This window comes from Amycolatopsis sp. H20-H5 (assembly GCF_035828755.1).
In the GTDB taxonomy this organism is placed as follows: Bacteria; Actinomycetota; Actinomycetes; order Mycobacteriales; family Pseudonocardiaceae; genus Amycolatopsis.
On the sequence record NZ_JAYMZS010000009.1, the window covers coordinates 136,964 to 157,993 of the forward strand.

18 protein-coding genes and 1 tRNA gene are annotated in these 21,030 nt (G+C 69.2%); 9 read left to right on the forward strand and 10 right to left on the reverse strand.

Annotated elements, in window-relative coordinates:
• Positions 1–373: 373 nt before the first annotated feature.
• Genes QMK34_RS07715 through QMK34_RS07730 form a run of 4 tightly spaced genes read left to right on the forward strand, consistent with a single transcriptional unit; the run spans position 374 to position 4,064 of the window.
• On the forward strand, positions 374–634 hold the full coding sequence (locus tag QMK34_RS07715; protein WP_326412989.1) for a hypothetical protein: 261 nt from the start codon (positions 374–376) through the stop codon (positions 632–634).
• A 5-nt stretch (positions 635–639) separates the two neighbouring features.
• Complete coding sequence (locus QMK34_RS07720; RefSeq protein ID WP_326412990.1) at positions 640–888, forward strand: hypothetical protein; 249 nt, start codon at positions 640–642, stop codon at positions 886–888.
• A 57-nt stretch (positions 889–945) separates the two neighbouring features.
• A complete protein-coding gene (locus QMK34_RS07725; RefSeq protein ID WP_326412991.1) occupies positions 946–3,693 on the forward strand; it encodes an FtsK/SpoIIIE domain-containing protein in 2,748 nt (915 codons plus the stop codon).
• Positions 3,690–4,064 (forward strand): hypothetical protein, encoded by a 375-nt coding sequence (locus QMK34_RS07730; protein WP_326412992.1) that lies wholly within the window; start codon positions 3,690–3,692, stop codon positions 4,062–4,064. Before QMK34_RS07725 ends, QMK34_RS07730 begins: the two co-directional genes overlap by 4 nt.
• A gap of 105 nt (positions 4,065–4,169) precedes the next feature.
• On the opposite strand, the gene QMK34_RS07735 is transcribed toward QMK34_RS07730, so the two are convergent.
• The 6 genes from QMK34_RS07735 to QMK34_RS07760 all read right to left on the reverse strand — a co-directional run bounded on the left by QMK34_RS07735 (position 4,170) and on the right by QMK34_RS07760 (position 10,091).
• A complete protein-coding gene (locus QMK34_RS07735) occupies positions 4,170–4,625 on the reverse strand; it encodes an SgcJ/EcaC family oxidoreductase (RefSeq protein ID WP_326412993.1) in 456 nt (151 codons plus the stop codon).
• Between the two features lie 200 nt (positions 4,626–4,825).
• Complete coding sequence (locus QMK34_RS07740; protein ID WP_326412994.1) at positions 4,826–5,308, reverse strand: SgcJ/EcaC family oxidoreductase; 483 nt, start codon at positions 5,306–5,308, stop codon at positions 4,826–4,828.
• 28 nt (positions 5,309–5,336) lie between these two features.
• Positions 5,337–5,807: an SgcJ/EcaC family oxidoreductase gene (locus tag QMK34_RS07745; RefSeq protein ID WP_326412995.1), complete on the reverse strand. Its 471-nt coding sequence runs from the start codon at positions 5,805–5,807 to the stop codon at positions 5,337–5,339.
• A gap of 95 nt (positions 5,808–5,902) precedes the next feature.
• Positions 5,903–7,480 (reverse strand): GMC family oxidoreductase, encoded by a 1,578-nt coding sequence (locus QMK34_RS07750; RefSeq protein ID WP_326412996.1) that lies wholly within the window; start codon positions 7,478–7,480, stop codon positions 5,903–5,905.
• 18 nt (positions 7,481–7,498) lie between these two features.
• Positions 7,499–8,680: an acyl-CoA dehydrogenase family protein gene (locus QMK34_RS07755; RefSeq protein ID WP_326412997.1), complete on the reverse strand. Its 1,182-nt coding sequence runs from the start codon at positions 8,678–8,680 to the stop codon at positions 7,499–7,501.
• Between the two features lie 28 nt (positions 8,681–8,708).
• Positions 8,709–10,091, reverse strand: coding sequence for an aminotransferase family protein (locus QMK34_RS07760; protein WP_326412998.1), 1,383 nt, complete (start codon positions 10,089–10,091; stop codon positions 8,709–8,711).
• 286 nt (positions 10,092–10,377) lie between these two features.
• On the opposite strand from QMK34_RS07760, the gene QMK34_RS07765 reads away from it, so the two are divergent.
• Positions 10,378–11,505 carry a nucleotide disphospho-sugar-binding domain-containing protein gene (locus tag QMK34_RS07765; RefSeq protein WP_326412999.1) on the forward strand — a complete coding sequence of 376 codons (1,128 nt, stop codon included), beginning with the start codon at positions 10,378–10,380 and terminating at the stop codon, positions 11,503–11,505.
• Positions 11,506–11,678: 173 nt separating this feature from the next.
• Here the strand turns inward: QMK34_RS07765 and QMK34_RS07770 are convergent, their stop codons facing one another.
• Complete coding sequence (locus QMK34_RS07770; protein ID WP_326413000.1) at positions 11,679–12,476, reverse strand: TIGR03084 family metal-binding protein; 798 nt, start codon at positions 12,474–12,476, stop codon at positions 11,679–11,681.
• A 141-nt stretch (positions 12,477–12,617) separates the two neighbouring features.
• Between QMK34_RS07770 and QMK34_RS07775 the strand changes: the two genes are divergently transcribed.
• Together QMK34_RS07775 and QMK34_RS07780 are read left to right on the forward strand one after the other, a co-directional pair.
• On the forward strand, positions 12,618–13,499 hold the full coding sequence (locus tag QMK34_RS07775) for a class I SAM-dependent methyltransferase (protein ID WP_326413001.1): 882 nt from the start codon (positions 12,618–12,620) through the stop codon (positions 13,497–13,499).
• A gap of 271 nt (positions 13,500–13,770) precedes the next feature.
• Entirely contained in the window at positions 13,771–14,376 is a 606-nt protein-coding gene (locus QMK34_RS07780) for a response regulator transcription factor (protein ID WP_326413002.1), read from the forward strand.
• Positions 14,377–14,481: 105 nt separating this feature from the next.
• Here QMK34_RS07780 and QMK34_RS07785 read toward each other — a convergent pair whose 3' ends face one another.
• Entirely contained in the window at positions 14,482–15,960 is a 1,479-nt protein-coding gene (locus QMK34_RS07785; RefSeq protein ID WP_326413003.1) for a SagB family peptide dehydrogenase, read from the reverse strand.
• Positions 15,961–16,018: 58 nt separating this feature from the next.
• Complete coding sequence (locus tag QMK34_RS07790) at positions 16,019–18,289, reverse strand: TOMM precursor leader peptide-binding protein (protein ID WP_326413004.1); 2,271 nt, start codon at positions 18,287–18,289, stop codon at positions 16,019–16,021.
• A gap of 252 nt (positions 18,290–18,541) precedes the next feature.
• On the opposite strand from QMK34_RS07790, the gene QMK34_RS07795 reads away from it, so the two are divergent.
• A tRNA-Lys gene (locus QMK34_RS07795) sits at positions 18,542–18,614 on the forward strand.
• A 582-nt stretch (positions 18,615–19,196) separates the two neighbouring features.
• Positions 19,197–19,370 (forward strand): hypothetical protein, encoded by a 174-nt coding sequence (locus QMK34_RS07800; RefSeq protein ID WP_326413005.1) that lies wholly within the window; start codon positions 19,197–19,199, stop codon positions 19,368–19,370.
• Between the two features lie 497 nt (positions 19,371–19,867).
• Here the strand turns inward: QMK34_RS07800 and QMK34_RS07805 are convergent.
• The coding region (locus QMK34_RS07805) for a Z1 domain-containing protein (RefSeq protein WP_326413006.1) at positions 19,868–21,030 on the reverse strand (1,163 nt) is incomplete at its 5' end.

A 21,030-nucleotide genomic window follows, 5' to 3' on the forward strand; every position in this document is an offset into this window, starting at 1 on the left:
ACCGGTCAATCGACCCGGCGTCGACGGTCAGCAACAGGCTGAGTTCACCCGGTTGGCCGGTCCGCGCTAGGCTCATTTTCACTCTCGTTCGCACCAGTTCACGGAGGTTCGCAGTGGCACGAATACGCCCCTGAGCTGGGCGGCGGCAGGACGCGCACGCTCGCGAACCAAGATCGTCAAATTTGGAGAGCGTGCTGGTGAAAGCCCTTACAGGTTCGCTTCCTGTATCCTCCGCAGCCCGCAAGGCCCCGGACGTCTCGACGTCCGGGGCCTTGTTGGTTCCCAGGCGCCCCTTCACTTAACAGAGTCACTTGATCACGCTAAGTTTGTACTCTACGTTCCAGCCCCCCACGTTCCCAAGGAGTCCGCCCCCATGGCCGGAGTCGAAGAGATCCGCGCTGGTATCGCGCTCGCGAACGAAAAGGCTTCCGCGGGCATTGCCGCACTTCAGCAGGCCGCGCAGTCTCTCGAAGAAGCCCAGCAGTCCCTCGCCCAGGCGACGCAGGGCAGTAGTCAGCAGGAGGTGAGCCAGGCGCACGGCCTGCTCGCCGAAGCCTTGTCCGGCATCTCCGGCATGCAGAGCACCATCCAGGCCAGCATGTCGTCCGCCGATTCCTACTCCGCTCGCCTCTAGACACGATGTCGGGACTCGCCGAGCTGCATCAGCTGCTGACCGCCGTCCAGAGCGGTCTCGCCGACGGGCGCACCCACACCGAGCGGGCCAAAAGCCTGCTCGAGGAGGCACGACGCGCCATGGTCGACGCGCAGGCACAGGCCGATCCCTGGTTGCCGCCGGAGCTGCCGCGGATCGGCGAGGAACTCGACACCCTGCTCACCCGCCTTTCCGCCGCCGACGAACTCGTGAGCGGCTACCAGTCACGGCTCTAGATTGGCGAATCCCGCAATGGGCATCGTTGCCTCACTCCCCGACAGACGACTCCAGTGATGGCCGGCAGGTCCGGTGAGCAACGCAACCGCGTAGTGGTGGCGCTGGACCGGATACGCCAGCAGATCGGCCTGGTGCTCGGCGCCGCCGCGAGCGCGCGGGCGGCGGCGGAGGCCGAGCTCTCCCGGCTCGAACTGGAGCGCCTCATCGTCGCGGCCGGGATGAACCAGGCGACGGCCGAAAACCAGGCGCGGTGGGCACAACACCCCGCCGCCACCGAGGTGTTCAGCCAGCTGAGCAACGTCCGCACGCAGTTCTACAACGACTGGTCCGAGGGGCCAGGGGTGCTGCGGGATCTGGTCGCCGCCAACGCACCGGGGCCCGCGGGCCTGCCGCCGGGCAGCTGGCTCGGCCGGGTCGGCGGCAATCCGGGCGTCACCGCTCCCGGCCTCTGGCGGATCGGTTCGGCGACCGCGGCGGGGCAGGACATCGCGCGCACCTTCGACGTCGCGGTGCCGCTGCTCGACGAATCCCACCTGTCCATCACCTCCGCGCCGAAGACGCGCACGGCGATCGACTCGATCGTGCAGAACCTGCTGATGCGCGTGTTCAGCACGTTCGAGCCCGGCGCGGTGCGCGTGCACCTGTGGGACGTCGGGCAGCTGACGGCGGTGCTGCCCGACCTGTACCCGCTGAGCCGCACCAGCGCGCTCACGCTGTACGACCCCAGCGGGCTGGAAGACCTGCTCGACGAGCTCGCCGGGCACATCCGCCGGATCCACGCGACCGGGATGCAGTCCGGCCACACGTCCCTGCGAGAACTCCGCCGTGCCACCGGGCAACGGCTGGAGCCGTTCCGGATCGTGGTGCTCTACGGCAACGGCGAGACGCTGGAACCCGAGCGCGCCCGTGAGCTCAAGCGGGTCGCGAGTGGCGCGCTCGCCGCGGGGATCTGCCTGATCCTGATCGACGTGCCGACCACGCTGAGCACGTCGGTGGAGACGGTGAGCCTGCTCGACGAGCGCCGCGCGATCAGCAGCATGACCGGCGCGGACCTGGTCGTCGACCTGGATCCGCCGTTGCCTTCCGGCCAGGTCATCCGGGCGGCGAACCGGATCGCCGAAGCCTTGGCCGCGAAACAGGGTGGCCCGCGCTCGTTCGCCGACCTGCTGCCGCCGGAGTACGGCCAAGAGAGCTCGGCTCGGGAACTCCGTGCCCCTGTTGGGTTCTACGAGGGCGAGACGGTCGAGGTCGTCATCGGCGACGCCAGCCCGCACGCGCTGATCGGCGGGCCCAGCGGCTCCGGCAAGACGAACTTCCTGTACTCGCTGCTGGGCAGTCTCGCCGCCCGGTACTCGCCGGACGAACTGGCGCTGTACCTGCTGGACTTCAAGGAGGGTGTGTCCTTCGCCGGGCTCGCGCCGGGCCGAAAGGACGCGAGCTGGCTGCCGCACGCGAAGCTGATCGGGGTCAACGTCAACACCGACCGCGAGTTCGGGCTGGCGCTGCTGCGGTTCCTCGCCGACGAGCTGCGCCGACGCTCCGCCGCGGCCAAGGAGCACGAGGTCACGAACCTCGCCGACCTGCGTGAACAGGATCCCGGCGGGCACTGGCCGCGGATCGTCGCGGTGATCGACGAGTTCCAATACCTGTTCGCCGGGCGCGACGGCGTCACCGCGACGGCGACCCAGCTGCTGGAGGACATCGCGCGGCGGGGCCGGTCGCAGGGCATCCATTTGGTGCTGGCCAGCCAGGACGTCGCCGGGATCGAGGCGTTCTGGGGCAAGCCCGCGGTGTTCGAGCAGTGCACGCTGCGGATCGCGATGCCGAAGGCGCGCCGGGTGCTGGCCGAAGCGAACAACGCGGCCGTGACGGCGCCGAAGTGGCACGCGGTGCTCAACCACGATTCCGGCGTGGCACATGGGAACCAGCTCGTCCACGTGCCGGACGCGAGCACCAAGAACGTGTTCGTCAAGCTGCAGCACCAGTTGTGGGAGCGCTACGCGGACTCGTTCGCGCGGCCGCGCCTTTTCGACGGCGCGCATTCCCCGGTGCTCGAACAGTTCCCGGCGTTCAACGACCTGAAGCCGACGCCGAAACCCCGCGCGCTGCTGGGCCAGTCGATCGACGTCACCGAGACCGCGTGCGGGGCCGACCTGCCGTCCTCGCCCGGCCGGAACGTCGCGGTGCTCGGTGCGGCGACCGCCGAAGCACTGTCCATTATGGAATCAGCGACCAGGTCGCTGGCCCGCCAGTACCAGCACGGCTCGGTGGAGTTCGTGCTCAGCTGCCCGGTCGAGGCCTGCCTGCCCGCGGTGAACGAGCTGCTGGAACGGCTGCGGGGCGAGGGACACCAGGCCCGGCTCGTCGAGGATCTCGCCGCCACCACGGCCGAGATCGCCGATGGACTGTCCACACTGGAGGGATCGAAGATCCTGCTGCTGTACGGGATCGACGCCGCGCTGCCCAAGCTGGAGACGAAGGCCATCGGCCAGCCGAAGAGCGGCCTCGACCAGCTGCGGATCCTGCTGAAGCAGGGGCCCGGCCACGGCGTGCACACGATCGGCTGGTGGCGGAGCATCGCGCGGCTGAAGGACACGCTGGGCTTCGGCGGCACCGACGACATCGGCACCTGGGCGGCACTGGACGTCCAGGGCAACGAACTCGCGCCGTTCGCCGCCGGGCAGGTGGTGCACTGGTCGCCGCGGCCGGGCCGGGCCCTGTTCTTCGACCGGACCACGCACGGCGCGCCCGAAGTGATCATCCCGTTCCAGCGGCCCGAAACCGAAGGGGCAGGTGTGTCATGACCGAAGAGGACGGCATCACCGCGGCCATGCGCTACAAGGAGATCGTGGGGCTGGCGCGCGCTTCGGCGGAGAACCTGCGGACCTGGGAACTCGCGCGTGCCGACCTGCTGGAGACCGAGCTCGCCGAGGCCCACGCCGCCGTCGCCGCCGCGATCGAACGCCAGGATCGGGCGGCCGAGCGCGCGGGACGCTGGTGGAAAATGGCGCTGCACAACGTCGAACGGCTCACCTGGCTCGACACCGGTGAGGAGCCCCAGCCGGTGCCCACCGCGCGCGGGCAATATCTGGAGCGCTATCTCGAAGAGGTCAAACCGAGCTATCAGGAGCTGGTCCAGGCCGTACTGGCGCTCGGCTGGCGCGCGAAACGCTGAGCAACCCGGTGAACGCGCGACTCGTCGACGAGTCGTGGTCTCTTAGTTGCCAAGAGACCACGACTTGTCGACGAGTTGCGGCGTGTACGGGTGGGGCGTGAGCGGTTAGCCCTTGATCGGGCTGGTTTGGTGTGAGGCGAGCTTCCACTCGCCCTCCTGCTTGACGATGACGTACATCGCCCGGACGACCTCGTCCGGGGAAAGTTCGTCCGCACCCTTGCGCAGGATGCCGCCCTGGGTGATGGCCAGCGCGACGTCGTCGGTGAGGAACCGGATCTCGTTGGTCTCCTCGGTCAGCCGCGAGCCGCCGTAGCCGCCAGCGAACGCCTCGGCCAGGTAGGCCCGGATCTCCTCGCGGCCGTGCAACTGCACGTCCCCGACCAGCATGCTGCCGTTCTCGGTGAAGATCGCGGCGAGCGCGTCGGCGTCGTTGCGCTCCCACTCGCCACGGATGCGCAGCGGGACGCTGAGCACCGCGCCCTCGGCGCCGTTGGGGTAGTCCCCGTAGTAGGTCGCCCACTGCTTGGCCTGTGCGACCAGGGTCGATGCCTTTCCAGACATAAGAATTCCCTCTCGTCCTTCTCCGCCGGCGCTTGGTGGTTGCGATCGGCAGTTCGTTGGGGGTATTCGGCGGATCCAGGTTTTCGCTGGGAGTGCGGCCGGATGACCCTCGTACCGGTGTTGTACTCGGGTCGTCCGGCTGTGCGCCCAGCGGGAAGCTGGGCCGTCGAGACCCCCGACAGACTTCCGATCGTGACCACTTAGCCGGCGATGGGGCTGCTCTGGTGGGAGACGAGCTTCCAGTGGCCGTCCACGAGGGTGATGATCCAGACGGCCCGGATCTCCCGCTGCGGGGCGATCTCGGTCTCGCCGTCGAGGATGATGCCGCCCTGCGTGACCACCAGCGCTACGTCGTCGGCGAGGAACTTCACCGACAGGGGCCAGCCGTCCACACTCGCGCCCCGGTAGATCCCGGCGTAGCCCGCGGTCATGAACGCGCGGATGTCCTCCCGGCTGGTCAGCTGCTCGTCCTGCATGAGCAGGCTGCCGTTCTCCACGAAAATGCTCGCGAAGAAGTCGCCGTCATTGGCCGCCCAGGCGGCCTTGATGAGCTGCGGCACGGTGAGGACGGCCTTTTCGACCTCGCTGGTGAACGAGCGGTAGAAGGCGAAGTCCTCCTCGACACCCGCCTCGGCGAGTGCGGCCGACGCCTTGCTCCCGTTCGGTGACACGGTGGTGGTCATGCTCTCTCCTCGATGTCGGCGGGCATGATCACCAGCGCAGGGTCGCACCTTCGCCACGCGGGCTGTTCTGGTAGCCGGCGAGGAACCACTGGCCGTCACGCTTCACGACCACCCAGGTGGACCGGACGGCCAGCTCGGGGTCGATCTCGGTCTCGCCCGGCGCGAGGATGCCGCCGTGCGTGCGCAGCAGCGCGACCTCGTCGGTCACGAACCGGACGTCGACCGGCGTTCCGGTGACGCCGGTTCCCTTGAACGGGCCGGCGTAGGCAGCGGCCATGAAGGACCGGATCTCTTCCCGGCCCTGCTTGAGCACGTCACCCGGCAGGATCATCACGCCGTCGTCGGTGAAGGCGTCGGCGACACCGTCGGCGTCGTTCTTCGCCCACGCGGCGACCAGGCGAAGGGGGACGCTCAGCGCTTCCTTCTCCTTCTCGCCGGTGAAGGAACCATAGTAGGCGTCGAGCCTGGCCTTCTGCTGGTCGATGGTAGGAGTTGACATTTTCTCTCCTCGTAGTCGGGATCACCCGCGTTCATTTTCACCGCGCGCGCCCGCTCGGCGCGTCTCACGTTTTGCGGCGAATCTCGGGAATAAAGTCAGTGCGCGAGCGCCGCGTCGCGACGAGCGGGCGGCTCGGCGCCGGTCAGCAGATCCGCGGCCTTTTCGCCGATCATGATGGCGTTGGCGTTCGGATTGCCGTGCCCGACCTGTGGCATCACCGAGACGTCGGCGACCCGCAGGCCCTCGACCCCGTTGACCCGCAGGTTCTCGTCCACGACCGTGCCCATCGCGCAGGTGCCCGCGGGATGCCAGATGGAGTGGACGTACCGGCGCGCGTAGTCGCGCAGGTCCGCGTCCGACTCGGACTCCGGCGCGTTGATCCATTCCTCGGCATAGGTGCTCATCGCGTTCTTGCGCCCGATCTCCAGCCCGATCCGCACCGCCGAGACCGCTGTTTCCAGATCCTCTTCGGTGCTGAGGAAATTGGTCTGGATACGCGGTTTGGCCGTCGGATCGTCCGACGCGAGCAACACGCTTCCCCGGCTCCGCAACGTCAGCAGCATCGGCCCGCAGGAAAGCGCGTGCGCGGTCGGAATGCCGAGACCGCCCTCGGTGAACATCACCGGAGCCGCCAGGAACGCCGCGTCGGGCTCCGCCAGCGAGTCACGGGTGCGCGCGTACCCGCCCGCCTCCGGCCCGTTGGAGGTCAGCGGCCCGCGACCCTGTTCCATGAACAGGGCGACGTTCTGCGGCTCGGCCGCGGCCAGCATGCTGATCGGCTGGGAGTGCCGGTAGATCAGCGGCACCAGCGCGTGGTCGGACAGGTTCTGCCCGACCAGCTGCTGATCGACGAGCACGGGAATGTCCAAAGCGGACAGCAGCCCGGCCGGGCCGACGCCGGAGAGCATCAGCAGTTGCGGCGAGTTGTACGTCCCTCCACAAAGGACGACCTCCCGCTCGGCGCGGATGGTCAGCTCCTCTTCCAGCCGGTGCCCGATGACGCCGATCGCGCGGCCGTTCTCGATCAGCACGCGGTGCACCTGCAGGTTCGATTCGAGGGTCAGGTTCGGCCTCGAAAGCACCGGGTGCAGGAAGGCGACGGCCGTGCTGCACCGCTTGCCGTCGCGCTGGGTGAGCTGGAAGGAGCCGAACCCGTCGAGAGTGGGCCCGTTGAAGTCGTCGTTCAGGCCGTAACCGGCCTCCTGCGCTGCTTCGACGAAGGCCAGCGAGCTCGGGTTCTTCGCCCGGCCGTCCGAAACGGACAGTGGGCCGCCGGTGGCGTGGTATTCCGACTCGCCGCGCTCGTTGTCCTCGGACCGTTTGAAGTACGGCAGCACCTCGTCGAAACCCCAGCCGGGCTGGCCCCAGCCGTCGAAGTCCGACCGGATGCCGCGCACGTAGAGCATCGCGTTCATCGAACTGGTCCCGCCGAGCACCCGGCCACGCGGCAGGTACAGCCGCCGCCCGTTGAGCGAAGGCTCCTCGGCGGAGTCGTAGTCCCAGTCGTACCTGGTGCGGAACAGCCGGCTGAAGGTCGCCGGGATGTGGATGTTCTGCGCCGTGTCCGCCGGGCCAGCCTCGACCAGGCAGACCTTGACGTCCGGGTTCTCGGTCAGCCGCGCGGCGAGCGCACAGCCCGCCGAGCCCGCGCCGACAATCACGTAGTCGTACATCGCCGTCTCCAGACTCGGTCAGATGAAGGGCGTGTTGGGCTCGAGCCCGCAGAGGATCCGCCCGTACAGCTCAAGGTTGGTGCTCGTGGTGATCAGCGCGTGCAGGCCGGTGACCTGCACGTCGCGCTGGATCCGCTGGATCGGGACGTCCTCGTACGCCGACGATCCGCCACTCGCCGCGGCGAGGATGCCGACGGCCTCCTTCGCGAGCTGGCTGGCCGCGCCGACGTCGGCACGCGTGCGCGCGCGCTCCTCGAGCGTCCACGGCTCGTTGGCGGGAGCCTTGCGGTCGACCAGTTCCGCGATGCGGTGGCCGTGGAACTCCGCCTGGTCCGCCTTCAGCGCCGCTTCGCCGACCTGCAGGTGCGTGATCGGCGCGTCCAGCTGGCTTTCGTAGGCGGTGTAAGTGATCTTGCGGTTCGGCAGCCGCTCCAGGAAGGCCTCCACCGCCGCCTTCGCCAGCCCGATCAGCGGTCCGACGGTCGCGGCGTTGGCCGCCGCGAGCAGCGGGGTTCGGTACATCAGCGACTCGGCGTTGAGCACCGACGCGGACTGGCCCTGCAGCACCGCGCCCAAGGGCAGGATCCGGTGCTGGGGAACGAAAAGGTCCTTCGCGACGGTCGTCACGCTGCCCGAACCGCGCAGGCCCGCGGTGTGCCAGTCGTCGACGATCTGGACCTCGGACATCGGCACCAATGCCATCAGCGGCTGCATCCCGCCGTCCGGCGTCGGCGAGAGCGTGATGATCTCCTGCCAGTGCGCGTGGTGCGCGCCGCTGATGAAGCCCCAGCGCCCGTTCACCACCATGCCGCCGTCAACCGGTGCGGCCATCGCGCTCGGGCTCAGCGTGCCGCAGACCCGCGCGTCGGGGGTGGCGAACACCTCGTCCTGCGCCTCGTCCGGGAACAGCCCGGCCATCCAGGTCGGGACCCAGTACACCGAGGCGGTCCAGCCCAGCGCGCCGTCGGCCCGGCCCAGTTCGGCACCGACGTCGACGAGCGTGCGGGCGTCGGACTCGTAGCCGCCGTAGCGCGCCGGGGTCCGAAGCTTGAACACGCCCGCGTCGGCCAGTGCCTCGATCGACTCGTCGTGGATGCGGCGGTTCTCCTCCTGCCACAACGCGTGCTTGCGGAACAGGTCGGTGCGCTCGGCGAGGCGGCGCACCAGTTCGGTGCCGGTGGGAGCTTCGGTCGTGGTCACGATTTCCTCCTCGGAAAGGGTCCGGTGCTCATCGCGGGGCGATAACGCCGTCGGTGCCGAGGCGGGACAGGACCTCGACGACGGCGCCGGTGGCGCGGCGGGCCTGCTCCTCGGTGAACACGAGCGGCGGGGCGAGCACCAGGTTGTGGCCGTAGGGCCGGGCGATGACGCCGTGCGCGGTGCGGATCTCGAACGCCGCGGCCTCGGCCTGCGACCATTCCATCGGCTGCCGGGTCTCCCGGTCGACGACCAGTTCCAGCGCGGCCAGCGAACCCTCGACGCGGATGTCGCCCACGACCGGCAGGTCCCGCGCGGGGGCCAGCCCGGCGCGCAGCCAGTCGCTGATGGACAGTGCCTTCGTCAGCAGGCCTTCGCGCTCGATGATGTCGATCGTCGCCAGGCCCAGCGCGCAGGACACGGGGTGGCCCTGGAAGGTGTAACCGTGGAAGAAGCCGCCGGTCTGCAGGAGGGTGTCGGCGATCTCGTCGCTCATCAGGCAGGCGCCGAGCGCGGCGTACCCGCCGGCGATGCCCTTGGCCACGGTGATCATGTCCGGCTCCATGCCGCGCGACTCCGAGTCGAACCAGGAACCGGTGCGCCCGAACGCGGTGACGACCTCGTCGGCGATGAGCAGGATTCCGTTGCGGCGCAACACTTCGCGCACGCGGGGCCAGTAGTCGTCCGGCGGGGTCAGCACGCCGCCGCCCGCCATGACCGGCTCACCGATCATCGCGGCGATGTTGCCCGCGCCGATCCGCTCGATCGTCTGCTCCAGCTCGTTGACCAGGAAGTCGGTCGGGTCCGCGCCGCCGTACATCTCGGCCGCCCGGTAGAGGTAGGGCGGGCTGAGCTTCTCGACGTGCGGCAGGTTCGGGCCGACCCCGGCCTGCATCGGGGGGAACCCGGTGGCGGTGCCGCTGCCGTAGGTCGCGCCGTGGAACGAGTAGTGCCGCGCGAGAATCCACGTGCGGTCGGTGTCGCCGCGGCGGTGGTGATAGAGCCGCGCGGCCTTGATCGCGGTCTCGACGGCCTCGGAACCGCCGTTGCTGAAGGCGACCCGGTTGATGCCCGGCGGCGCGAGCTCGGCGAGCTTCGCGGCGAGCTGGATGGCCTTGTCGTTGGAGAACTCGAGCAGACTGGTGAAGAACTCGAGCTCGCCCATCTGCTTGGCCGCGATCTCGGCGAGCTCCTTGCGCCCATGCCCGATCGGGGAGAGCCAGACCCCGCCACCGGCGGCGTCGAGCAGCTCGTTGCCGTGGGAGTCCCAGACGGAGCAGCCCTCGCCGCGGACGATCACCACCCGGTCGTTGATGTCCCCGCGGTGCATGGACCGGATCAGGTGCCGCCGGTCCAGGTCTTCCAGGCTGGTCGCGGAGGTGGTCGACGAAGGAGACGAAGAGGTGAGTGTCACGGGTGGAGTCCAATCTTGAGTCGCCGGGAACCACCGCGTTTCGGCCGCGCTAATTCGCTTGGCTGTGCTGTCGCCGGCAGTCCGCGGTGTCACGAGGGGCGGGGCCCCAGGCTCCCGTCCTTCGCACTGCCGCAACGGTATTCCTGATCGGCGGCGAACTCTTCTCATTGTGTGCGGGGGCGGATGCCGCGTCACCGCAGGTCAAGATCCGTTGCACGACAGGAGAAGCGGGACGCCCGGCGGTGGGCAGCATGGAGGTGGACCAGCTCAAGCAGGGGAGTGCCGGATGCGGATTCTGTTCACCAGCGTGGCTCTGCCGGGGCATCTGTTCCCCTTGGTGCCGCTCGCCTGGGCGTGCCGGGGGCTGGGCCACGAGGTGCTGGTCGCGACGACGGAGAACTTCGTCCCCACTGTGCTGCGCACCGGCCTGCCCGCGTGTTCCTTCGGCCCCGCCGGCGGAATCCGGGACCTGCTCGCCGCCGAGTCCCCCGGCACGGCCGGGCATTCCGCGGGGAGGCGGTCGGCGCACGGCCGCGCGTTCGCCGGGATCACCCGGCGGAACCTGCCCGGCATGCGGCGGCTCGCCGACGCCTGGCGCCCGGACGTCGTGGTGAGTGAGCGGGCCGAGTTCACCGGGCCGGTCGTCGCGGCCGCCGACGGCGTCGCGCGGGTGGAGCTGCACTGGGGCGTCGCGCCGCTGGTGGAGTACCAGGACGCGCTGCCGGACGTGCTGCGCGGCCATCCGCTGTGGACGGCGCTCGGCGAGGAACTGCCGCCCGCCGACCTGATGGTGAACCCGTGGCCGCCGAGCCTACGGCCCGCGTACTCGGCCGGGCACCAGAGCGTCCGGCACGTGCCCTACAACGGCGACGCGCACCTGCCGGACTGGATGCTCGGCGGCCCGCGGCGGCCGCGGATCTGCCTGACGCTGGGCACCGTGGTGCCGCACCTCGGCACCGGGGGCGGGTTCATGCTCACCCTGCTGCGGCGGCTGGCCGGGCTCGGCGCGGAGGTCGTCGTCGCGGTGGACGACGAGATCGCGGCAGGCTGGCCCGACCTGCCCGCCGCGGTGGTGCACGCCGGGCGGCTGCCGATGGCGCAGACCCTGGGGGCCTGCGGCGTGGTGATCAACCACGGCGGCCAGGGCACCACGCTGACCGCGCTCGCCAGCGGCTGCCCGCAGGTGGTGCTCCCGCAGTTCGACGACCAGTTCGACAACGCGGACGCCGTGGTCAAGGCGGGCGCGGGAGTCCGGCTGCTGCCCGAGGAGGTCACGCCGGACTCGGTGGCGCGCGCTTGCGCGGCCGTGCTGGGTGACGCGACATTCCGCGCGGGGGCGACGGCGGCGACCGAGGAGATCGCGGCCCAGCCGTCCCCCGCCGAGATCGCCACCCTGGTCTCGACCCTCCGCTGAGCCACCCCCGCAACTCGTCGACGAGTTGCGGGAGGTCTGGACCTCTGACACTCGCTGCCGCAGAAGGTCCCTGAAGGCCACTGTGTCCCCAAAGGCCCGTCGCCTCGTCGGCGACGGGCCTGAGGGCGTCTAAGTCCCTCATGGTGGCCTTCAGGGACCGTGGAAACGGGCGGTCAGGGCCGGGCGAACTGGCCAGGGCGCCGGCCTTCTCCGGCGGGCCCGCGGTAGGCCTGCGCGAGGTCCAGCCAGCGGTCGGCCTCGGCTCCCCGTGCGCTGAGGTCGAGGTCGTCGCGGTGACGGCGGCGAGTGACCAGCAGGCAGAAGTCGGCGGCCTTGCCGGTGACGCGCTGTTCCGCGTCCTCCGGCCCGAAGGCCCAGAGCGCACCGGACGGCGAGGTGAGCTCGAACCGGAACTCCTGCTCGGGAGGGGTCAGGTTCCGCGCCTCGTAACCGAAGTCCCGCACGCGGACGGCGAAGCCCACGAGATGCGCGATCCGGTCGGTGTACTCGCGGCGCACGCCGAGCGCGTCCGCGATGTCCTGGCCGTGGCCGAACAGCTCCATCATCCCGGCGCAGGCCAGCACGGCCGGCGGCAGCGGGTTGACCAGCCACGGCACCAGCTGGTCCGCCGGGACCGCCGCCAGGGCCTTGATCCCGGCGTCGCGCTCGGCACGCCAGCGCGTGAGCAGCACCTCGGGCGGGTCGTTGACGTAGGCGGCCAGCGCGCCGTTGACCGCGGCGTCGAAGCCCGCGCTGAGGGACTTCGTCATCGCGACGAACGCCTCGGGCTCGCCCGCCGACATCCCGGCGATCTTGAAGATGAACGCGAGGTGGCCGATCTGGTGCGTGACGGACCAGCCCGGCGCCGGCGTCGGTGTGGCCCATTCCCCGGGTTCGAGCCCGGCGACCAGCCGATCGACCTCTTCGGCGTCTGCGGTCAGGTCGTCGATCGTCTCCTGCAGAGCTTTCACCGTCGGTCCTCTCACCAGTGCCGCGCGCCGGTCGGCGGCTCCCCTGATGCTCCCCGGCACGGGCCCCGCGGTCTTCTTCCTGCGCGCCTTCCTGACCGGTCACCGGTGCCGGACGCGGGCGGGCGGTGGTGGAATGAGCCGATGGAGCGAACGACGGAAGCGGCAGCTGAGAGCCACCGCCGCTGGGCGGGCACGGCCAACGCCGAGCAGGCCGCGGTGTGGGACGGCCCGGCGGGCGCGCACCGGGTCAAGCACGCCGAGCAGGACGACGCCGAGGTCGCCCGGCACCACGAACTGTTCCGCGCCGCCACGGCCATCGGCACTGGCGACAGGGTGCTCGACGTCGGCTGCGGGAGCGGCCGGTCCGCTCGTGACGCGGCCCGCGCCGCCGCCCCTGGCGAGGTGCTGGCCGTGGACCTGTCCGCCCGGATGCTGGAGCGCGCCCGGCGCCTCAGCGACGCGGAGGGCCTGCGGAACCTCGCCTACGAGCAGGTGGACGCCCAGGTGCACGCCTTCCCCGCCGCCCGGTTCGACCTCGCGATCAGCCGGTTCGGCGCGATGTTCTTCGCCGATCCGGCCGCGGCGTTCGCCAATATCGGCCGCGCGCTGCGGCCTGCGGGGCGCCTGGTCCTGCTGACCTGGCAGAGCCGCGAGCGCAACGAGTGGGCCTCCGCCGTCCGCACGGCCTTGGTCCCCGGCGAAGGCTTGCCCCCACTCGCGACCGGCCCGAATCCGTTCTCCCTCGCCGACGAAATCGCCGTGACCGAGGTGCTGGGACGTGCGGGATTCGAGGTCGAAAGCTTCGCCGACGTGCACGAACCCGTGTACTACGGCCGGGACGCCGACGACGCCTGCTCGGTCGTTCTCGGGCTGCGCAGCACGAACACCCTCCTGACCGGAATGGACGCGGCCGGAGCGGAGCGGGCACGCGAACGGTTGCGCGACATGCTCCGCGCGCACGACACCGGAGAGGGCGTCTTCTTCGATTCGAGGGCGTGGATCATCACCGCCCACCGCCGCTGACGGGCACGAACCGAATGGGCGGCACGAATTGTCCGTCAGGTCGCCCCGAAGTTCGCTGACACCATTTGCATAAACACATACCCTGTGCCTGACCAAGAGTGACCGTAGCGTTTCGATCACGTTCCGTGAAGTCGCCCGAACTGCTGGTCAGCAGGAGATTTCAGCCGTATCGTCAGTAAGAGACCGGCTGGGGGGCCATTCGGAACGAAGCTCGCGCATTCGCGTGATCAGCGGGCTGAGTGTCATCCTGGGGGAATGAGGGGAGCACGGCTTGATCCGAGTCCTTCTTGCCGAAGATATGCACATGGTCCGTGGCGCTCTCGTCGCACTCCTGAATCTGGAAAACGACATCGAGGTCGTCGCCGAGGTGGCCGAAGGCGACCGTATCCTCCCCACCGCTCGCGAATGTCTCCCGGACGTCGCGGTGATCGATATCGACCTGCCAGGCAAAGACGGTCTCACCGCCGCGATCGAGCTCTACCAGCACATGCCCAAGTGCCACACCCTCATCCTGACCTCGCTCGGCAGGCCGGGCACCGTGCGCCGCGCCCTGGACGCCAAGGTCAACGGCTTCCTGCTCAAGGACGCCCCTGCCAACAAACTCGCGAACGCGGTGCGCTCCGTGGCGATCGGCCGCCGGGTGATCGACAGCGACCTCGCGCTTTCGGCGTGGGAAACCGACGACTGCCCGCTCACCCCGCGGGAAATCGAGATCCTCCGGCTCGCCGCCCACGGTCGGAATGTCTCCGACATCGCCGCGGAGCTGTTCCTGTCACCCGGCACCGTACGCAATTATCTGGCCACCGTCGTCACCAAGCTGAACGCGCGCAACCGGGTGGACGCGATCCGTATCGCCACCGACGCCGAATGGCTGTGAATCGAGAACCGCGCTATCGGTCAGATTACCGTCACCCGCATGGAGCAATGCGTCCGAACGGCGTAGAAAAATTGATCATTGTGCCGTTTTCCAGCCAGTAAGCGCTTACTGAATCACGTCGAGTACGCACTCCCCGACACCGACCTCGGCGGGCCAGCGCAGTTTCAGCGCCCGGTCGACCTGGTCACTGGCGTCCACCGGCACCGCGTGCGCGGCCAGCCCCATCGCCTTGGCAGCCAGGTAGAGCGTCTGCTGCAGCGCGCCGAGGTGCAACAGGACGGTCGCGTACGCCGCACCGCCGAGCGCCCAGGCGATCCGTTCCATCCGGACGGTCACCGTGACGAGCGCGGGCGGGCGCCGGTGCCCGCCACCAGCGACCATCGCCATGTCCAGCATCGTCGCGAGGTCGTCGGCGTCGTCGTTGACCATGGTGAGCGCGTGCCCGGCCGGGTCGTAGTGGTAGATCGCCCGCGGCAGCCCGGCGCAGCGGTTCGCGGCGACGTAGAGCTCCAGCTCGTAGATGCCGGCGATGTTGAAGTAGGGCCGCTGGGACGCCTGGTGATCGGTCCCCGCCGGGAGGTGCGCCGGGCCGACGGACCGGATACGCGCGCTGCGGAACAGCAGTTCCCCCAGCTTCTCCGCCGAGATCTCGCGTTCGGAGAAGACCGGACATTCGTGGTCGGTCTCCAGCAGCCTGGTCAGCGTCGGATCGGTCGTGGCGGCGTCGGCCAGGTCGGGACGGAACAGCGGGACGCGGAGCCCGGCGGGCACCGGCTTGACCACCGGTGCGGGCTCGCTCCCCGGCTGGCCAGCCGGTGTCTCGGCGGGGACCGTGAGCGGCCGGGTGCGGCTGAAAACGTGGAACAAGAGTTCGTGCGGCGCCCACTGCCGCAGTTCCGGGTCGAAGTCCTCAGCGAACCGGCCGAGCGGGTCGCCGACCAGGACGAGCCCGGCGGCGACCAGGTAGGCCACGATGTCGGCGACCACCGCGGGCGCGATCTCGCCCTCGCTCGCCATCTCCGCGATCGACATCGGCACGGCCAGCGAAGACGCGACGCGGATGCCATGGCGCCTGCTCAGCAGGGCCTGGAACCGGGTGCACGGCGATTCCAGCATCAGCCCGCCCGCCGCGGACCGCATCGTGGCGAACCGCGACAGCCGGATCCGCGCGCCCGGCGGCACCGCCCGCGGCGCGAACGGCGGCGCGAACCCGACCGGCATCACCGACAGCACCGGCGTCTTCCCGTCGTTGAGGCCGAGGGAGTGCACGACCGAACCGCTCAGTTTGTCCAGCACCCGCCGCAGCGAGGCGAAGTCGGGGAAGTCCGCGTCGGCCCAGCCCGCGGTGAGGCCGCGCCCGCGCCGCGGCGAGCCGGACGGGATCACGTTGCGGAGGCTCACCGGACCGAGCGCCATCCTGCGCAGCGACTCGAGGACCACGGCGTCCGCGTCGTCGATCTCGAACTCGCCCAGCCGGGTGATGACCAGGACCAAGCCATCCGGGCCGACCTCGACCAGGGTGTCCTCGGTGAGCGACCACAGTGGAACCGACTCCACCGCGCCGTCTCCGGACTCGACCGTCAAAGTGTTCGCGCTCCTCATCAACCTTGCGAAAGTGCTTCACGGACCGCCCGCCGGGCTGTCACAGAAACAGGGGGAAGGGGTTGAGCCCCTCGTAGCCGGTCGGGCGATCGAGCCTGCCGAGCCGCACCGGCACGTCGAAGAGCCTGCCGGGCGCGAAACGAGCCCAGAACGAGCGCAGCCCCGGCACGAGCACCTTCACCACGGGCAGCGCGACGTCCGGCCGCGTCTGGTCGAGCACCAGCGTCTCCATCCCGCGTTCGGCCAGTGCGCTCACGAGCGCTCGCACGTCGTCGGAGACGTCCGCCCGGTGCGTGAACCGGAAGTCCGCCGGGGTGCGGGCGGGCACGCCGCCGACCGGCAGCACGTACGGCTGGCTGGCCACGGTGGCTCCTTCGAGCCAGCGGACCGCGTCAGGATCGTCGAGCGAGCAGTGGTCGTCGAGGACGACGGGCAGCATCTGGTTCAGCTCGCTCACCGCGCGCCGCAGGGCCAGCCGCGGGTCGAGGTGCGCACCGAAACCGAACATGATCCGTTCCCGCTCGCCGGTGACCGACCGCGAAACCGCGACCATCACCGGGACGCCGAGATCGGAGGTCACGTCGAGCGCCCACAACTCACGGCCGAGCTCCGCGTACTGCCCGATGGTCTCCTCGAGCCAGTGGTCACCGAACGAGCGCAGGTCGACGCCGGGAACGGGCGTGCGGTTGTACCACCAGAGCGCGACAGCGTCCCGCTCGACGAGCTCCAGCAGGCCCTGCAGGATCGCGTCCTCCAGGCTGCTGCCCGCCGCGGTGCCATTGGAATCGGCCCGCAGGCCGCGCGCCTGGTCTCCGGGCACCCCGTAGTAGAGCAGGCCGGTCGGAAGCAGACGCTGCCGTTGCGAGGTGAGCGACCACATCGGGGTCCAGTCGAGCTCCGCGTCCTCGTCGAACGGCTCGCACACGTGCTGGAAAGCGGCGTGCGCGGCGTTCCAGGCACGCCGGTCCCGGTACTGCTGCCCGGCGTAGAGCATGCACTCGTTCGGATGAACCGCGTCGGCCCCGAGGCCGCGAAGGGAACCTCGGACGCGAAGTTCGTCGCCCTGGTAGTCGCCGGAGTAGCGCTCGACGGCTTCACAGAGCGCCCCGACCTCGGCGTCGAGCGGGGTGGCGCCCTTGCCGCCGTTCTCGCCGCGCAGGCTCGCGCGCAGTTCCGCCATCCCCGTGACGCTCCGGGCGATGTTCACCCCCGAGCGGTAGACGTTGACGAACGCCGGGCTGCGCGGGTCCCGCGTGACCTCGCCGACGATGCCGGTGACCGGGCTGATCAGATGCCGATACCGCTCCAGCACCTGGCTGGGCGTGAGCGTCCGGTGCCCGCCCCCACCGCAGCTGGTCTTCCTGGCCTCGAGCAGCACCACCGGTTCACGCGTGCGGGCGGCCACGAGCGACGGATCGCCGCAGTCGGGGCATTGCGGACGGCGGCGCAGCTCGTGCAGCTTGCCCTGCAGGTCGAGCGAATCGAGGACCCACACACAGCTCTGGCCCGGATACCGGTACCCGGCCAGCCACTTGGTGACCTCGAGCGCGATCAGGTTGGCGGCGGCCGAGGTGAGCGCCGGGATGGCCGACACCGGCGCACTGGCCGGGCCGACTCGCCCCAGTGTCGCCTGCACACACGCTTCCGGATGCCGATGCCCCCACAGGCGGTTGCTCAAGCAGTGCCAGCAGGCGGAGTCGCCGGGCCGCAGGATCGGGCCGAGCCACACCTGCGAGCCGGTGGGCTTGGCCAGCAACCACGGCGTCCGGCTTGCCCGATGCGCGGCGTCGATCTCCCCGAGCCGCAGGTCGAGGTAGTCGTCGCACAGCACGACGGTGAGGTCCGCGGAATCGTCGTCGCCGATCTCCAGCCCCGCGTCCCGCAGCGCCCGCTCGACCTGCGCGGTCTCAGTCCCTTCACCGACGGCGACGACCTGGACACGACTGGTCCTCTCACGCGCCGCGACGGTGTCCACCCCACAGGCGTCCCAGTACGCGAGTTCACGTTCGTCGGCCCCGGCGTCCTCCGCCGTGCGCAGCGTGACCAGATCGGCCTCGACCAGCTGGGCCAGCAACCCGGCGATCTGCTCCTCGCTCATGCCCGCGGGCCGCGCCCGGAGCACACCAGCCAGGTCGTGCGTACCGTCGAGCAACGCGGCCAGCGCGGCGATCTGCGCCCCCCGCATCGCGATGACCCCACGTTCGGAGAACAGATAGGCCCCGTCACCGTCGTTGATCTCGGCCCGCAGATGCCGCTTGAAGTCCAGAAACCGGGCACTGCCGCCTTCGGTGACTTCTCCGCGCTCGCGCATGAGACCCCCTGTCGTGACGGCCCACCGGACGTTCAGTCCCCGAATACTGCTGCCGCACCGACCCCGAAACCAGTGCCCCGCACACGGAACACCCATGAATTTCTCACGTCCCCGCGCGGGCAGCCCGATCTCCCGGCCAACTGCCCTTCCCCGCCGCCACTTGCCGTAACGCGGACTGCTCCGGCAAGCCCCCGCGCCCCAACCGGATATCGGGTCGATCCCCGCCAAAGGCATCCACTAAGCTGATCTCGCGGGCCGCTAGCTCAGTTGGTAGAGCAAGGGACTTTTAATCCCTGGGTCCAGGGTTCGAGCCCCTGGCGGCCCACTCACGCAAGGCGTTGAAGTGCAGTTTTACGCTCAGATGAATGTCGATGGTTTAGACCAACCTGGCCCGGGCTCCTTCCGGGCTCCGTTTGCTCCGGCGCGCCGACGGGGCCAGGTAACAGATCAGCAACGGCCAGCGGAGGTAGGCCCGTGCGGGCCGAATTGCCCAGAATCGCCTACACACTGATACGCCAGTCAACACTGTCAGATGGGAGTACCACTCCTCCCTGCAATGTGGTGCACCCGGCCGTATCCGTGGGCGTTGCAAGAATCCAGGAGATGATGCGGGCACGCCTCCTTGCGGCGTACGGCGGCGCTGGCCCCTTTGCCCGGAGTGATCTCGGGTGTCGAGCGAGTTGCGCCCACTGATCATGGCGAAGACCTCAAGAAGCCGACCTGCGAGGCTCCTACGGTCGCAACTCAACATCCTTCCCATATCCCGGTCAGCCAGCAAGGCTGACCGATATGCCGCTCTTCGGGTTGACCGCCGACACCCTCGAATCTGTGCCGTCGCCAACCTTCGCTGCGGAGCAGATCCACGAACGCGCTGAGCTGCAACGGCTGCTACGCGCAGATCGACACCATGGTCGAGGACGTGCTCATCGTGAGCGAAAAGTTCGCCGGCGCCCGCAGACGCATCGACCGGCTCGGCACCGACAGAGAAGGTCATCCGGTAATCATCGAACTCAAACGCACCGCCGACGGTGGCCACCTCGAGCCTGAAGCCTGCGCTACGCGGCGATGGTCTCCGCACTGACGTTCGACGACGTCTGCGAGGCCTACGAGCGGTATCGCGCAGCGGGGTTAAGTGCTCAGGTGCCGCGGCATGGCCTCGAAGGCAAAGGCTTGCCCCGCTGGAGCCGCTGCCCTGTCTGGCGTTCACCGGCAGCCGACGTTTCATGGCGCACCTCGCTGCCAGCTCCGAGCTGCCAAGGCGCCCAACTCCCTGTCACCTCGGAATGTCCACCGATCTGACCAAACTAGTCGCCATCAGACATATCGCTCAGCAGCTGGCGGGCAAGGCTTGCCGGGGCTAGCGGCCACGTGTGCGTCTCGCCACATAGCAACAGTCCTTGTCCGGCAGGAAAGGAACCTGCCGGACAACAGGCTCCCAGCCACAGGCACCACAACTAAGCAGCGACACACTACTAGCCGAACACGCCGAAACACCGTTCGCGAGACAGACCCGAAACCGCACCGACTGCGATGACTCAAGAGTCGCGTACCGCAGGAACGGCGGCAGGAGTGTTGCCACTACCTGTCAACGATCGGGTCTTCGGGACGTCCGTGGTTCCTGGTGACGAAAGTCAACAGGCGCCGGTCGCTGGGCTGCGCAGCTGCGGGTGCGACGATCCGAAAAGCCATGACCACGAGTCCGGGATCGATTGCGTCGCCGTCGCCCCCGGGGACCTCGCGGTGTTCGATCAGCGGGTAGACGAGCATCGCACCACGCCGTGGTTTGCGCAAAGCCTCGGCTTCAGAGTCGGCGAAAGTCCAGGGTTTACCTGCGATCCGGTCGACCGCGGGGCGGTGTTTGGGATCACTCATCGCGCCGAAGTACGGTGGGCGCCTGCGGACGCGGTAGTGAAGACTGAACGGGCCGCAGCCCAGGATCGTCCGCGACGGGAACGAAGGGCCGAGTTGTGGCAGAGATATCGCCCAATCGTCTACATCGCCGGAGTCGAGGCTTCGAAGCCAGGCGAGATCGGGACTGAACTGGCCTGTCCCGATCCAATGCAGCTCGCCCAGCACGCCCAACAGCGTCGCATGCGAGACAGCGCCGATCCGCGCCTCGTAACTCTTGCTCTCGGAGGACCGGAAGGTCACCGTACGACCGTTGACCACGGTCAACAGGGGGCAGAACAGCTCGGTGTTCTTGGCGATCAGATCGCGTCGGTCGGGATAGTCGATCGGCTCGACACCGATGCCCGGCGATCGGCGCTCCGTGAGTTGGGCGTTGTACATCTTGTTCGGCGCAGACGGCTTCAGCCATGGCAGATGTTGAGCCACAAGCGGTGGGACCTGCGCGGGCGTGATCTGTGGCTTGCCGTCGACGAACTCAGAATACCGGTCGAGCTGGTCACGGAAGTAATGCTCATCGAGACAGATCGCCCCGAATGCCTCGTTCAGCTCGTCGGTGACGAACAGTCGGACCAGGTCACGATAGCCCTTGCGGTAACCGAACCAACGTCCCATTTGCATGAGGGTGTCGGCCTGTTTCGTCAGTCTGCGGTAATAGGCGACGGTGAGGCCTTCGACGGTGAATCCTCGGGCAAGTTTGTTCCCGCCGACTAGTACTACAGAGCTAGATCTTTGCGTGTCGGTTCGTGATATCGGCTGCTGGTTGTGCGAGTGTTTGCGTGTGACCATTCCTTCTGCTGGGCGGGCTGGCGTCGCGGGCGGTGCGACTCGGGAAG

Excerpts from the sequence above, each read along its gene's own strand:
- QMK34_RS07715 (WP_326412989.1), top strand. The coding sequence starts at position 374 with ATGGCCGGAGTCGAAGAGATCCGCGCTGGTATCGCGCTCGCGAACGAA.
- QMK34_RS07720 (WP_326412990.1), top strand. The coding sequence starts at position 640 with ATGTCGGGACTCGCCGAGCTGCATCAGCTGCTGACCGCCGTCCAGAGC.
- QMK34_RS07725 (WP_326412991.1), top strand. The coding sequence starts at position 946 with ATGGCCGGCAGGTCCGGTGAGCAACGCAACCGCGTAGTGGTGGCGCTG.
- QMK34_RS07730 (WP_326412992.1), top strand. The coding sequence starts at position 3,690 with ATGACCGAAGAGGACGGCATCACCGCGGCCATGCGCTACAAGGAGATC.
- QMK34_RS07735 (WP_326412993.1), bottom strand. The coding sequence starts at position 4,625 with ATGTCTGGAAAGGCATCGACCCTGGTCGCACAGGCCAAGCAGTGGGCG.
- QMK34_RS07740 (WP_326412994.1), bottom strand. The coding sequence starts at position 5,308 with ATGACCACCACCGTGTCACCGAACGGGAGCAAGGCGTCGGCCGCACTC.
- QMK34_RS07745 (WP_326412995.1), bottom strand. The coding sequence starts at position 5,807 with ATGTCAACTCCTACCATCGACCAGCAGAAGGCCAGGCTCGACGCCTAC.
- QMK34_RS07750 (WP_326412996.1), bottom strand. The coding sequence starts at position 7,480 with ATGTACGACTACGTGATTGTCGGCGCGGGCTCGGCGGGCTGTGCGCTC.
- QMK34_RS07765 (WP_326412999.1), top strand. The coding sequence starts at position 10,378 with ATGCGGATTCTGTTCACCAGCGTGGCTCTGCCGGGGCATCTGTTCCCC.
- QMK34_RS07775 (WP_326413001.1), top strand. The coding sequence starts at position 12,618 with ATGGAGCGAACGACGGAAGCGGCAGCTGAGAGCCACCGCCGCTGGGCG.
- QMK34_RS07790 (WP_326413004.1), bottom strand. The coding sequence starts at position 18,289 with ATGCGCGAGCGCGGAGAAGTCACCGAAGGCGGCAGTGCCCGGTTTCTG.
- QMK34_RS07800 (WP_326413005.1), top strand. The coding sequence starts at position 19,197 with ATGGTCGAGGACGTGCTCATCGTGAGCGAAAAGTTCGCCGGCGCCCGC.